The organism is Acetomicrobium sp. S15 = DSM 107314, from assembly GCF_016125955.1.
Classification (GTDB): Bacteria; Synergistota; Synergistia; order Synergistales; family Thermosynergistaceae; genus Thermosynergistes; species Thermosynergistes pyruvativorans.
The window spans coordinates 50067-64123 of sequence record NZ_JADEVE010000076.1; the positions used below are offsets into that span (position 1 = coordinate 50067).

The 14057-nt window shown below is 54.7% G+C and carries 7 protein-coding genes, 3 rRNA genes and 1 pseudogene; 4 read left to right on the top strand and 7 right to left on the bottom strand.

Features of this window, described 5'->3' with window-relative positions:
• Positions 1–642: 642 nt before the first annotated feature.
• From EZM41_RS01945 to ggt, 4 genes are all read left to right on the top strand, one after another.
• A 16S ribosomal RNA gene (locus tag EZM41_RS01945) occupies positions 643–2180 on the top strand.
• A gap of 65 nt (positions 2181–2245) precedes the next feature.
• Positions 2246–5269 (top strand): 23S ribosomal RNA (locus tag EZM41_RS01950).
• Positions 5270–5319: 50 nt separating this feature from the next.
• Positions 5320–5435, top strand: a 5S ribosomal RNA gene (rrf, locus tag EZM41_RS01955).
• Together the 16S, 23S and 5S rRNA genes form the textbook arrangement of a ribosomal RNA operon.
• 159 nt (positions 5436–5594) lie before the next feature.
• Entirely contained in the window at positions 5595–7319 is a 1725-nt protein-coding gene (gene ggt, locus EZM41_RS01960) for a gamma-glutamyltransferase (protein WP_198468874.1), read from the top strand.
• A 28-nt stretch (positions 7320–7347) separates the two neighbouring features.
• Here ggt and rimI read toward each other — a convergent pair whose 3' ends face one another.
• The 7 genes and pseudogenes from rimI to EZM41_RS01995 form a co-directional block, all read right to left on the bottom strand.
• A complete protein-coding gene (gene rimI, locus EZM41_RS01965) occupies positions 7348–7827 on the bottom strand; it encodes a ribosomal protein S18-alanine N-acetyltransferase (RefSeq protein ID WP_198468876.1) in 480 nt (159 codons plus the stop codon).
• 48 nt (positions 7828–7875) lie between these two features.
• A pseudogene (locus EZM41_RS01970) lies at positions 7876–9159 on the bottom strand (adenylosuccinate synthase).
• Positions 9156–10058 (bottom strand): divergent polysaccharide deacetylase family protein, encoded by a 903-nt coding sequence (locus tag EZM41_RS01975; RefSeq protein ID WP_198468879.1) that lies wholly within the window; start codon positions 10056–10058, stop codon positions 9156–9158. The pseudogene EZM41_RS01970 and the gene EZM41_RS01975 overlap by 4 nt, the downstream one beginning before the upstream one ends.
• Before the next feature lie 13 nt (positions 10059–10071).
• Complete coding sequence (locus tag EZM41_RS01980; protein WP_342449202.1) at positions 10072–11271, bottom strand: S41 family peptidase; 1200 nt, start codon at positions 11269–11271, stop codon at positions 10072–10074.
• Between the two features lie 32 nt (positions 11272–11303).
• On the bottom strand, positions 11304–12473 hold the full coding sequence (locus EZM41_RS01985) for a murein hydrolase activator EnvC family protein (protein WP_198468881.1): 1170 nt from the start codon (positions 12471–12473) through the stop codon (positions 11304–11306).
• An 11-nt stretch (positions 12474–12484) separates the two neighbouring features.
• Entirely contained in the window at positions 12485–13372 is an 888-nt protein-coding gene (locus EZM41_RS01990) for a cell division protein FtsX (protein ID WP_198468882.1), read from the bottom strand.
• Entirely contained in the window at positions 13359–14054 is a 696-nt protein-coding gene (locus EZM41_RS01995; protein WP_198468884.1) for an ATP-binding cassette domain-containing protein, read from the bottom strand. Before EZM41_RS01995 ends, EZM41_RS01990 begins: the two co-directional genes overlap by 14 nt.
• Between the last annotated feature and the right edge of the window lie 3 nt (positions 14055–14057).

Sequence of the window (14057 nt, forward strand, 5' to 3'; positions counted from 1 at the left end):
GGCCAAACGTTTTGGGTTTATCGCGTCCTTCGTAAACGCAGTCGATCAGGTTAATATTGTTCCCGCGCCGACGCAGATGTTCCAAAATGTATAATAAACCCAAAGGTTTGGCCCAAAAATCAAAGAAGGCGAAGTCAAAAACGGGAGGGTTAATCCCCACTATCTTTTTGTTGTTTAAATTGTCAAATAAAGATGCGAAATCATTCATGCATTAAAGTATATCAGATCACAACAGGTTTTATCAGCTTATGGTGTATTTCTTCTTTTGGGAGGTCCGAGGTCTATTTTGCTTGCATCCGAAACCGGCTCGCCTGTACGGTTTTGGGTGTACCTATTAAGGTTGTCCAGTCAACGAGGCCCTTTATTCAGCGGAGGATTATGTTTAGCCTCGCGGCTATAGGCTAAATATTGTTGCAGCAGTAGGGAAAGGATATAAATGGTGTATCGGACAGGCTGGAGGCTGTCACCTTATACATACTATTCGTTAGCTTTAGTATCGTAAAGAAACTAAAAGAAGATATTGACACTTGTTTTGCGGCGGATTAATATTATCGTCGCCCTCGCAAGAGGGGCACAACAAGATAGCACATTGACAAGTTCATAGTTGGCAGGAAGGAACAAATAAGCAAGTATAGGACCATTCTCATGGAGAGTTTGATCCTGGCTCAGGACGAACGCTGGCGGCGTGCCTAACACATGCAAGTCGAGCGGTCTCGCCTATAGCAAAAGGCCTTCGGGCTTCGAGCAAAGGCGAGATAGCGGCGGACGGGTGAGTAACGCGTGGCTTATCTGTCCCAGGGAGGGGGATAACGTCTGGAAACGGGCGCTAATACCCCATATGCCGGTGAGGTAAAAAGGAGAAATCCGCCCTGGGGTGAGGCCGCGTCCTATCAGCTAGTTGGTGAGGTAACGGCCCACCAAGGCTATGACGGGTAGCCGGCCTGAGAGGGCGGCTGGCCACACTGGGATTGAGATACGGCCCAGACTCCTACGGGAGGCAGCAGTGGGGAATATTGGGCAATGGGGGAAACCCTGACCCAGCGACGCCGCGTGGAGGAAGGAGCCCTTCGGGGTGTAAACTCCTGTTGTAAGGGAAGAAGACAGTGACGGTACCTTACGAGGAAGCCCCGGCAAACTACGTGCCAGCAGCCGCGGTAACACGTAGGGGGCGAGCGTTGTCCGGAATCACTGGGCGTAAAGCGCACGCAGGCGGATGCGCGCGTCGGCTGTGAAATGCACCGGCTCAACCGGTGCACTGCGGTCGATACGGCGCGTCTGGAGTGCGGGAGAGGGAAGCGGAATTCCCGGTGTAGCGGTGAAATGCGTAGATATCGGGAGGAACGCCGGTGGCGAAGGCGGCTTCCTGGCCCGCAACTGACGCTCATGTGCGAAAGCCAGGGGAGCGAACCGGATTAGATACCCGGGTAGTCCTGGCCGTAAACGATGGACGCTAGGTGTGGGCGGTTTATCCGTCTGTGCCGAAGTTAACGCGTTAAGCGTCCCGCCTGGGGAGTACGATCGCAAGGTTGAAACTCAAAGGAATTGACGGGGGCCCGCACAAGCGGTGGAGCGCGTGGTTTAATTCGATGCAAACCGAAGAACCTTACCTGGGTTTGACATGCAGGTGGTACGAGCCCGAAAGGGTGAGGACCGCACCTTCGGGTGCGGAGCCTGCACAGGTGCTGCATGGCTGTCGTCAGCTCGTGTCGTGAGATGTTGGGTTAAGTCCCGCAACGAGCGCGACCCCTGCTTCCAGTTGCCATCAGGTCAAGCTGGGCACTCTGGAGGGACTGCCGGCGACAAGTCGGAGGAAGGCGGGGATGACGTCAAGTCATCATGGCCCTTATGTCCAGGGCGACACACGCGCTACAATGGCCGGCACAGAGGGAGGCAAGCCCGCGAGGGTGAGCAGATCCTGTTAAAGCCGGTCTCAGTTCGGATCGCAGTCTGCAACCCGACTGCGTGAAGCCGGAATCGCTAGTAATCGCGGATCAGCCATGCCGCGGTGAATACGTTCCCGGGCCTTGTACACACCGCCCGTCACACCACCCGAGTTGGGTGTTCCCGAAGCCGCTCTTCCCAACCCGTAAGGGAGGGAGGCGTCGAAGGAATGCCTGGTGAGGGGGGTGAAGTCGTAACAAGGTAGCCGTACCGGAAGGTGCGGCTGGATCACCTCCTTTCTAAGGAGCTTCCTTCCTGCCAGCTATGTTTTGGACCTTGAAAGGTGAATATAGACGTGTTTTGAGGTTAAGGTATGAAGGGCATGCGGTGGATGCCTTGGCACTGGCGACCGATGAAGGGCGTAGCAAGCTGCGATAAGCCGCGGGGAGCTGCAAGCAAGCTTTGATCCGCGGATTCCCGAATGGGGCAACCCGCTTGAGTGAACCTCAAGCATCCGGATCTTCCGGAGGGATACCCGGCGAAGTGAAACATCTCAGTAACCGGAGGAAAAGAAATCGAAAGAGATTCCCTCAGTAGTGGTGAGCGAAAGGGGAAGAGCCTAAACGCTATTGCGCGCGCCATCAGGTCTGCGGGCCGATGTGCGCATAGCGGGTTGTGGGAGCGCGCAACTGGTCCGTCCGCAGATGGGCCGGGAAGTCACAAAGGAAAAGCTTAGCCGAACTGTGTTGGAACAGCAGGCCACAGAGGGTGAAAGCCCCGTAGGCGAAAAGTTTTTCCCTTCCCTATAGCGCGCCTCCCGAGTAGGGCGGGGCACGTGGAATCCCGTCTGAAGCTGGGCCGACCACGGTCCAAGGCTAAATATCGCCAGTGACCGATAGTGGAGCAGTACCGAGAGGGAAAGGTGAAAAGCACCCCTGGCGGGGAGTGAAATAGACCTGAAACCGCATGCTTACGAGCAGTCGGAGCATCTCCTCCTTTTCCGCAAGGGAGAGGAAGGAGGTGTGACGGCGTGCCTCTTGGAAAATGAGCCGGCGAGTTGCATTGCGTGGCGAGGTTAAGGGCGGACACGTCCGGAGCCGCAGGGAAACCGAGTCTTAATAGGGCGTTTAGTCGCGTGATGCAGACCCGAAGCCGTACGATCTACCCATGGCCAGGATGAAGTCCGGGTAATGCCGGATGGAGGTCCGAACCAGTTGGTGTTGCAAAACCTTTGGATGAGCTGTGGGTAGGAGTGAAAAGCTAATCGAGTACGGTGATAGCTGGTTCTCCCCGAAACGCATTTAGGTGCGGCCTCGAGGGAAGAAAGTGGCGGAGGTAGAGCTCTGGATGGATGAGGGGGGTTGTGGCCCTACCGATTTCAACCAAACTGCGAATGCCGTCACTGGATCCTCGGGAGCAAGACCGTGTGGGAGAAGCTTCACGGTCGAGAGGGAAACAGCCCAGATCGCCAGCTAAGGCCCCAAATGTCGGACTAAGTGTAGTAAGGATGTGGGAAAGCAAAGACAGCCAGGAGGTTGGCTCAGAAGCAGCCATCCTTTAAAGAGTGCGTAACAGCTCACTGGTCGAGCGCTCCTGCGCCGAAAATGTAGGGGGCTCAAGTCCGAAGCCGAAGCTGCGGGCTTTTTCTGAAAGAAAAAGCGGTAGGGGAGCGTTCTGCGTGGGAAGAAGTCGCGTCGTAAGGCGCGGTGGACTGCGCAGAAGTGAGAATGCCGGCATGAGTAGCGTTAAGGCGCGTGAGATTCGCGCCCGCCGGAAGCCTAAGGTTTCCTGGGGAAGGCATTCCTCCCAGGGTTAGGCGGGACCTAAGGCGTAGCCGAAAGGCGAAGTCCGATGGACAGCCGGTAGACATTCCGGCCCCACCCTGATGACGTCATTACCGATGGGGTGACGCAGGGGGCTAAGCGCGCTGGGCGATGGAAGTCCCAGTCCAAAGGCGTAGAGGGAAGGCCCAGGCAAATCCAGGCCTTCGGTAACCTCGAGACCCTACGGGGAGCCCCTACGGGGGCGAAGGCGCTGACGCCGCACTGCTAAAAAAAGCCTCTAGGGAGGAGTCAGGGTGCCCGTACTGCAAACCGACACTGGTAGGCTGGCTTAAAAAGCCAAGGCGCACGGGATAACCCTCGCTAAGGAACTTTGCAAGTTGACCCCGTAACTTAGGGAGAAGGGGTGCCCCCATTAGGTGAAAGAGCTTGTCCTTATTAGCCGAAGGGGGTCGCAGAGTCAAGGCCCAGGCGACTGTTTAATAAAAACACAGGTCTCTGCTCAAGGCCAAAAGCCTATGTATAGGGACTGACGCCTGCCCGGTGCTGGAAGGTTAAGGGGACCCGTCAGCGCATCTTGTATGCGCGAAGCGGGGAACTGAAGCCCCAGTAAACGGCGGCCGTAACTATAACGGTCCTAAGGTAGCGAAATTCCTTGTCGGGTAAGTTCCGACCCGCATGAATGGCGTAACGATCTGGGCGCTGTCTCGGCGGGGGACCCGGTGAAATTGTGGTACCGGTCAAGACGCCGGTTACCCGTGGTGGGACGGAAAGACCCCGTGGAGCTTTACTGTAGCCTGATGTTGGATCTTGGCGCGACATGTACAGGATAGGTGGGAGGCTGTGAAGCCGAGGCGCCAGCTTCGGTGGAGCCGCCCTTGGGATACCACCCTTGTCGTGTTAGGGTTCTAACTGCGCACATGCGCAGGACAGCGTCTGGTGGGCAGTTTGACTGGGGCGGTCGCCTCCTAAAAGGTAACGGAGGCGTGCGAAGGTCACCTCAGGGCGTATGGAAATCGCCCGCAAGAGCGCAAGGGTATAAGGTGGCCTGACTGCGAGAGTGACGGCTCGAGCAGACACGAAAGTGGGCCCTAGTGATCCGGTGGCTCCGTGTGGAAGGGCCATCGCTCAACGGATAAAAGCTACCCCGGGGATAACAGGCTGATCTCGCCCGAGAGTTCCCATCGACGGCGAGGATTGGCACCTCGATGTCGGCTCATCGCATCCTGGGGCTGAAGCAGGTCCCAAGGGTTGGTCTGTTCGCCCATTAAAGCGGTACGTGAGCTGGGTTTAGAACGTCGTGAGACAGTTCGGTCCCTATCCACCACGGGCGCAGGGAGTTTGAGGGGGGCTGCTCCTAGTACGAGAGGACCGGAGTGGACGCACCTCTAGTGTTTCGGTTGTCTCGCCAGAGGCAAGAGCCGAGTAGCTATGTGCGGATGGGATAACCGCTGAAGGCATCTAAGCGGGAAGCCTGCCCCAAGATGAGACTCCCCACTGGGTAAACCAGGTAAGGTGCCCTCGAGAACAGGGGTTTGATAGGCCGGAGGTGTAAGCCCTGTGAGGGGTTGAGCCTACCGGTACTAATGCACCGAGGCCTTAACCTCAAAAACTATATATTCGCCTTTCATAGGTCCAATTGACCTTTAGAGAGGATTTTGGTGGCAATAGCGGAGGGGAAACACCCGGTTCCATTCCGAACCCGGCAGTTAAGCCCTCCAGCGCCGATGGTACTGCAGGGGGTACCTGTGGGAGAGTAGGTCGCTGCCAAGGTCCTCTCTATTTTTTTATGCCGTCTCTCTTTTGAGCGTTTCAGGCGGGCTTACCCTTCAATAGATTGAAGTCAGGGCTTTACTTTGGGGCTTTTGATGTTTTATATTCATCAGTGTGTTTATTTGTAGGATCCGAAAAAGACAAGAGGAGGTGGAGGTGATGAAGCGTTTCTGGGGGACAAGTTTAATTGTGGCGTTCCTCTCCGTTTTCCTTGCTTTGGGGAGTGCGGTTGCAGCTTCTCCTGGCGTGCCGGAGGGCGCGCCTTCTCCCTACACCGGAATGGTCTCGACAGCACATCCGCTCGCTTCCTTGGTCGGCGCCAGAGTCCTGGCTTCGGGTGGCAACGCAGTGGATGCGGCAGTGGCTACGCAGTTTGCCCTCAATGTGGTAGAGCCGCAGATGTCGGGCATAGGCGGAGGCGGCTTTATGATGATTTATCTGGCAAAGGAGGGCAAAGTGATTGCCATAGACTGCAGGGAACAGGCCCCTGCGGGTGCCACGCCGCAGATGTTTCTCGATGATGGCGGCAAGCCTCTTTCCTTTGAAGTAGCGCTACAAAGCGGCCATGCCGTTGGGGTGCCAGGGACGCTCAAAGGGCTCGTCACTGCGTTAGAAAAGTATGGCACGATGACGCTATCCTCTCTGATCGAACCGGCCATAGAACTTGCCGAAAGAGGCGTGGTGGTGAACGCGCCGCTCGCGCAGCATATCGCCGAAAACGCATACAAGTTCAACGACGCCGCCAAGAGCGTCTTTATGCCCGGTGGCGAACCGCTACCAAAGGGTGCACTCTTGGTGCAGTCTGATTTGGCGAAGACGTTCAAGTTGATCCGGGATGGCGGCCCAGGCGTCTTCTACAACGGAGAGGTCGGACAGGCCCTTGTCAATGCCGTTCGAGAAAAGGCTGGCACAATGTCGATGGAGGACTTGACGGGTTATGAGGTCAAATTCCGTGACCCAGTTAGGGGAAATTATCGAGGTTACGAGATAGTGAGCATGGGGCCTCCCAGTTCGGGAGGTTTGACGCTTCTCCAAATGCTCAAAATCCTCGAAGGCTACGACATCAAAGCCTTGGGTCACAATACGCCTCAGACGCTTCACCTCATGATCGAGGCCATGCATCTGTCTTATGCCGATCGCGCCAAATACCTGGCTGATGCGGACTTTGTGGACATCCCCTTCAAGGGTTATCTGGATGAGCGTTACATCGCAGAGCGCCGCAAACTTATAGACATAGTGCATGCCACCCCAGATGTCACAGCCGGCGACATCTGGGAATACGAAGGAGAAGGCCCGCAAGCTCTGCGTGCCGGAGAGGCGGAGAAAGATCGGGGGGAGACCACGCATTTTACGGTCATGGACAAATGGGGCAATCTCGTTTCCTATACGACTACCATAGAAGACGTATTCGGCTCCGGGATTATGGTGCCGGGCTACGGCTTTATGCTGAACAACGAGATGACCGACTTCGATTTCACTCCCGGCGGTGTCAACGAAGTGGCGCCGGGCAAGCGACCGCGTAGCAGCATGACGCCTACCATAGCCTTTAAAGATGGCAAATGCGCGTTCAGCGTTGGGTCTCCCGGTGGTGCCACCATAATAACTTCGGTCATGCAAGTCATCATGAATATGATTGACCACGGCATGAACGTACAAGAGGCTATAGATGCCCCCAGGATCTACAGCTCAAGTTTCCCCAAGGTGCGCTGGGAGGCACATCTGCCCGAATGGATCAGAAATGCCCTCAAGCTGCGAGGACATGTGATGGAAGAGAAGCCATCCGTCATCGGCAGCGTCCAGAGCATCGTCATAGATCTGGAAACCGGCAAGCTCTACGGCGGGGCCGATCCTCGCCGTGAAGGCACCGTGATCGGGGTCCGTTAGCGACACAGGATTAGTGCCTTTGATCGGTTCACGCTGGGTTTTTTTGCGTATGCACGCGTAGGGGGAGGCGAGCCTTCATCAGGAAGGCCGCCTCCCCATCGCTGTAATATCGCCTGAGTCTTTTCGCCTTGTAAAAACCAAAGCGAGTATAGAGCGCCTGTGCTCCATAATTGGATTCGCGGACCTCTAATGCCATCTCCTTGCATCCCCACAGCTTGGCCATCTCTTCCATGGCGATAAGGAGTTGCGAGGCCACACCTTGCCTCCTGTACTCGGGAAGGACGGCCAGGTTCATGACGCGGAGCGTCCGCTTTTTTCTGGAGAAGGCGCTGAAGCCGCATATCATATCCTGCCACTCCGCGCACAGGTACACAATGTTGTTCCTTCCCGTAGCCAGGTCGGCTTGTATAATGGCTCGTGGCCACGGCGCCGGATGTGAAGATTTTTCTATGGAGTAAAGCGCTTCTAAGTCATTGATGCTGCAAAATCGAATATTTACCGTAATCATTCAACAAGTCCAAATGCCTCGCTCTTTATTCCATATCTCTTACTTGTACTAAAAGCGAAGTATAGTCTGCTCCCTCTTGGGCCCTACCCCTATAATGATTACTGGCACTCCGCCGAGCTCCTCTATAGTTTCGATATATTCCTTCGCGACTTGGGGGAGATCTTCGAAGGTTTTACAATCTCCTATGTCTTCTTCTCATCCGCGGATAGATTTGTAGCATGGGCGCACCTTTGCCAAGGTGGCAATCTCTGTGGGAAAGTGCTGTAATTCTTTGCCATTTAGTTCGTAGGCATAGCAGATTTTGATCTCCTTCATGCCTTGCAATACATCGAGCTTGGTTAGAGCAATGCCGTGCATATCGTTTATGCGAATGGAGTGGCGCAGTGCGACCATGTCGAGCCAGCCGCATCGACGAGGCCGCCCTGTGGTGGCACCGTATTCGTAGCCGCGTTCTCTCAAAATGTTTCCCGCCTCGCCGGTTTCCTCCGTAGGGAACGGTCCTTCGCCGACGCGCGTACAATACGCCTTAGCGACGCCTATGATTTTATCTATTCTCGTGGGTCCTATACCGGCTCCTATGCATGCTCCGCCTGACACGGGATGAGAGCTCGTTACGTATGGGTATGTGCCGTGGTCGACGTCCAAGAGCGTCCCTTGGGCCCCTTCGAATAGGACGCGCCCACCTTTGCCCAGCACTTCGTGGATGACGAGCGAGCTGTCTCCCATATAAGGTGCCAGATCGTTGCCCCACGAGAGGGCCTTCTCGTATATTTCGTCGAACGAAACCGGAGTCTCCCCATAGACCTTGGATAGTACGAGATTTTTAATCTCTAAGTTGAGCTGTAGCTTTTCTCTCAGAACCTGAGGGTTCGCGAGGTCTTCTATTCGTATGCCGATCCTGTTTACTTTGTCCACATAACACGGTCCTATACCGCGCTGAGTGGTTCCTATCTGATGCCCCCTGCCGCGGAACTTCTCCTCCGCCGTGTCTATGGCCTTGTGATACGGCATGACTACGTGAGCTGCCTTGCTTATGACGAGCCTCGCCCTGTCTTTGCCTTTTTCTTGTAAACCGCGCAGTTCATTGAGCAGCTGTTCTGGATCTACAACCACGCCATTGCCGACTACGCAGGTCTTGCCGGGATAGAGCATGCCGGAGGGCAGTAGATGAAAGATGTATTTCTCGTCATCCGTCATAACGGTGTGGCCGGCGTTTGCCCCTCCTTGGTAACGCACGACAGCATCTGCATTACGTGCCATTACATCGACAATGCGCCCTTTCCCTTCGTCTCCCCATTGAGCACCTACTACTATCTCTGCCTTTCCTTTCATTTCCCTTCCTCCCGATCTTCACCTTCCAGTTCTTCAAAGAGCTGAGGCACGGTGACCAGTTCTACGCCTTTAAACATGTCCGCAGTCACTTTGGATAGGAAGGCAATCGTATCTTTTCTAACATGGCAAATTGCTATAGCGTAACCTTTACGCCTGGCAATCGAAGAGGCCGTCTCCAGGCGCATTGCCATCGCTTTCTCGTCCTCTTCGTGATCTAAGAATACATCGTTTGCCAGCACCGGCATGCCGAGCTCTTTGGCTACAGAGGGGACGACAGAGTGAGGCGTGGTTCGGCTGTCTACGAACGGCAATCCGTGCAGTTGAACCTCTGCGAGAAGTGCCCTCATGACACGCCGGTCGCCGGTAGCCAACGACCCCCTGTGGTTATTCACCCCTACGGCGCCGGGCAAGGAATTTATGGCGCTCCTTGTAGCGCTTCTGATCTCCTGATCGCTCATGTTGACGCCTATTACGTATGGACCGCTGTTGCCGTCGCTCTCTGCCTGCATGGGCAGATGCAAGAGATAAGGAATGCCGTTGTCTTTGGCGATTTTAGCAGCTTCCTCACTGCCACCTAAAAACGGCAATATAGCCCAAGTAAGGGGAAATGGAAGCCCGGCCAAGCGGCGTGCCTGGGCGAGCGAATAACCGAAGTCATCCACGATGATGGCAAGCCTCGGAAGCGATGGCGGTTTCGTTTTTGGCCCATAATACGCTTGGGGTGCAACCTCAACTTGCAGTGGCGACTCCCCGGGCGCTTGTGCCCTTTCTTGTGCCGGGTCCATAGGAGCTGCTGTGGGCGACGGCGTACGAATGGATGCGACTACGAACAAACTGCCCCCCGTTGCGAGCGCTATGAGCACGAGAACCCAAATTGCCCCAGGAGTATTGCGGCGCATTAGCTCGGCTTCCCTATCTTGCGACCAGGGCCTCTTTCGAGGCTATGCGTTCCCTTAGCTCTGAAATAGCCCGTTGGAGCTGGAGGTCCTTTTCGCGCTCCTTGACCATTTCCCCTTCCACCGTTATGTCGGGTTGCAGTCCGACTTTGTCGATCTCGGTTCCTGCCGGCGTGTAGTAGCGGGCGATTGTGATGAAAAGCCCCGACTCGTCGGGAAGGTGAAATAGCGTCTGGACCGAGCCCTTACCGAAGCTCTTTGTGCCCACTAAAATTGCCCGACCATTGTCTCTGAGTGCGCCGGCTACTATTTCCGAGGCGCTCGCGCTCCCTTCGTTGATGAGGGCGATCACCGGACCGTCGTAGAGAAGCCCGCTTTTGGCGTAGTATTCTTCGTTGGCTTCTCTTACTCGGCCCCTCATGCCCACTATCAACCCGCCCTCGAGGAACATATCGGAAACCTCTATGGCAGCGCTTAAAAGCCCACCTGGGTCGTTGCGCAGATCCAAAACCATTCCCTGCACTGAGAGAAGCTCCGACAAAGCCTCCTCCATCTCTTGAGCCGTGCGTTGAGTAAACTGGGCAATGCGCACATAGCCCAAATCGTCGATCTTTTCATATCGAACCGACTTTATCTGGATTATCTCGCGGACCAGCTCGAAGTCGAGGAGTTGGTCTTCTCCCTCGCGGCGCACCAAGATGGTTACTTTTGTGCCAGGGTCTCCACGCAGCAATTTTACCACGTCATTTATTTGCCACCCAACTACCACCTTGTCGTTCACCTTGACTATCTCGTCTTGCGGCTTGAGTCCGGCCCTATCGGCCGGCGTGCCTTCTATGGGGCTTATGACCAATGTTCTGCCGTCTCGCTGGCCTATGTATATCCCCAATCCCCCGTATTCTCCCTGCATCTCGATTTCTTCTTCTTTAATCTCTTCGGGGTCTACGAAGCGGGAGTACGGGTCTCCCCAGGCCGAAACCATTCCCTTGACGGCGCCATAAAAGAGTTTGTCTTCTTCTCGCGCCTCATCCCCGTTGACGTGGTAGGTTTCCAGAAGTGACCTTGCCTGTTTCATTAGCCACAATCTGTTCGCCTCGAAGGGGAGGATGCGAGAGAGGTCGAACTCCATCTGCGCAGCCGCAATGCCTCCTGCGAGGATCAACCCAATGATGATACCTATGCCATATGGCCTAATTTTCCTCAAAAATGGTCGCACGGCGATCCACCTCTTATCGTCAATCAATTAATTTACTGACCTAAATACTTTAAAGGATCTACTGCCTTGGAGCCTTCCCGCACCTCAAAGTGCAAATGGGGTGCCGTCGTAACACCTGTGTTGCCAACCTTTCCTATCGTCTGTCCTCTGGTGATCCTTTGTCCCTCAGATACATCCATAGAGGAGAGGTGCGCGTATACGGTGACGAGGTCTCCTCCGTGGTCTATTATGATCACCTGACCGAAGCCGCGAAGCCATCCCGCGAACAGCACCTCTCCTTTCTCGGCTGCATTTACAGGCGTCCCCTTGGGAGCTTTTATGTCAATGCCGGTATGGACGGTTTTGGTATTGAAAACGGGATGAACTCTCGTGCCGAATGAACTGGTAATCTGTCCGCTGACCGGCCAGGATAGCTTCCCCTTAGGACGAGTTAGAGCGACGCCACCTGAGCGGAGCTGGGCCAAGCGCTGCTTCTCCTGTAAGAGCTGCTGGATGCGGCGCTCCAACTCCGCCTGAGATCTCTCGAGCTCCTTGGATGCCTGGGCGTGATATTCTTTTTGGTTTCTGAGTTTCTCTAAGAGTTGCTCTCGCTTTGCGATGGTCTCTTTCAGAATCGCCTTTTCCTTCTCCTGTTCTTTCCTTTCAGCTTGCAATGCAACCTTTTGCTTTTCTAAATCTTGACGCAAGCTTTGCAGTTTCTTTGCCCGGTCGATGGTTTCATTGATCAGTTCGTCATCCTGTTTAGTTATTCGGCGCAGCATATAAGTTGTGCTCATGGCCTCGTGGAGGGAATCTGCGGCAAGCAACATAGAAAATTCCCCACGACCCCTGAATTTGTATATAGCCACCAGACGTCCGGCCAACATTTCTTTGGCCTTAGCCAAGAAGGCCTCGTTTTCTGCGATCTCTGTGCTGAGTTCCTTTATCCGACCTTCAAGCCTCTTTTCCTTTGCTTTTAGCAATTCTATCTTTTGACCTGTCAATACCTCCTGCTTGTTTAACCTCTCGAGTTCGCTTAAGAGACCGCTTTCCTCGCCCTTGATCTTTGAGAGTTCTGCTTCATGGAAGCGAATTTGCCTCTCTATTTTCTGCAGCTTTTCCTCTTCTTGTTTTATCTGGGCATCGATGTCGGCCGCGAAGGCTCCCGCGGCTATTGTGACGCACAGCGCACACGCCAGTGCCAGAAGTGCCCAACATCGCATTTTTACCCCCCCTACAGAGGACGGAGCGCCTCCCTTATATGTCTGAATGTGGCTATCCAACTGCAAATCCACCCCAGTGCCATCCCTCCGCCCACCAAAAGCAAAACGAGTCGGATGAACATCTCTGGTCCTACCTCGGGGACCATCAGGAACGGGAGAAGGCGATTTATGTGTTTGGCGAAGACCGCGTATGCCCTTATCAATACCAATGTAGCGCTCATGCCACCCAACCCCCCGAGGATAACGCCCTGCAGGAGAAACGGCATAGCCACGTACGTAGGAGTAGCTCCTACCTTTAGCATCACCGCCAACTCCTCCCTCCTCGAGTATACAGCTATGCGAACCGTGTTGAATAATATGAGTATACCTATTATTATAGCCACTGCGATGATACCGATGGTGAGTTGTCTTATGACCGCGTTGAGTCTCGCAAGCCTGTTTGCTGCTTCCTTGGCATAAACCACGTCCTCGATATCGGGAAGGGAGCGCAGCGCTTGAGCCACAGCATCCGCATTCGACGCATCGTCCACTCGTAAAACCAAGCTTGGAGGAAGGGGGTTTTCGCCTAACAGCTCCACTACCTGGGCTTGTTCTCCCAAGAGCTCTTTTAGGCGGGCGAGGGCTGATTCCGGCGTCACCAAAGTTACTTCCTTCACGTGGGGAATGGCTTCAATTTTTGGCTTTATGGCCTCGAGATCGAATTCTTTGGCGAGATAGGCTTCTATCGTTAAGTCGCCCGCCAGTTTCGCGACGACGGCATGGGCGCAGGATGTGAGGAGGAAACTCCCCCCCACAGCTAAGAACACAGCCATCATGGTTACCCACGTCAATATCGTCAATCCCCAATGACGGAAGAGCAGACGAAAAGCATCGCGCAGGATGTATTTAATTGTAGCCATACGTATCGTAACGACCTTTCTCTTCGTCGCGCATCATTCTACCCGTTCGCAGTTCCACGACACGCGCACGGTAGGTGTCGACGATATATTGGTTATGTGTCGCCATGATCACCGTGGTGCCCGCGGCGTTGATGGAAAGAAGTATGTCCATTATCCCCTCCGCTGTGTTGGTATCCAAGTTTCCGGTAGGTTCGTCGGCTATCAGGATAGAAGGGGATTTGACCACTGCGCGCGCTATGGCCAACCTTTGTTGCTCGCCACCGGATAGCTGGGGCGGGTGCAAAAAGCGCCTTCTCCACAATCCCAATCTCTCTAATGCTTCACCGGTTTTTACCTTGATTTCCTTGGGCGGTAGACCCATCGCCTCCAGAGCAAAGGCCACATTTTCATATGCCGTCAGGTGAGGTAAGAGCTTGAAATCCTGGAAGACCACCCCGACGTAGCGGCGATAATAACTGAGGGCGCCCCACCTCATCTTTCTGAGGTTGAAGGGGCCTACGGCGATCTGCCCGCGCGTCGGCCTGGCCTCGCCGGTGATCAGGCGCAGTAGGGTGGATTTGCCCGAGCCCGTCGGGCCAACAAGGTATAAAAATTCACCAGGTCTGACAGTGATATATATATCCTCAAGCGCTACGATATCGGGCTTAAATATCTTTGATACGCCGGATATTCGTATTTCCACGCC

Bases quoted from the DNA above. Each gene is read 5' to 3' on its own strand.
- EZM41_RS01990 (WP_198468882.1), bottom strand. From the start codon at position 13,372: ATGGCTACAATTAAATACATCCTGCGCGATGCTTTTCGTCTGCTCTTC.
- ggt (WP_198468874.1), top strand. From the start codon at position 5,595: ATGAAGCGTTTCTGGGGGACAAGTTTAATTGTGGCGTTCCTCTCCGTT.
- EZM41_RS01975 (WP_198468879.1), bottom strand. From the start codon at position 10,058: ATGCGCCGCAATACTCCTGGGGCAATTTGGGTTCTCGTGCTCATAGCG.
- rimI (WP_198468876.1), bottom strand. From the start codon at position 7,827: ATGATTACGGTAAATATTCGATTTTGCAGCATCAATGACTTAGAAGCG.
- EZM41_RS01985 (WP_198468881.1), bottom strand. From the start codon at position 12,473: ATGCGATGTTGGGCACTTCTGGCACTGGCGTGTGCGCTGTGCGTCACA.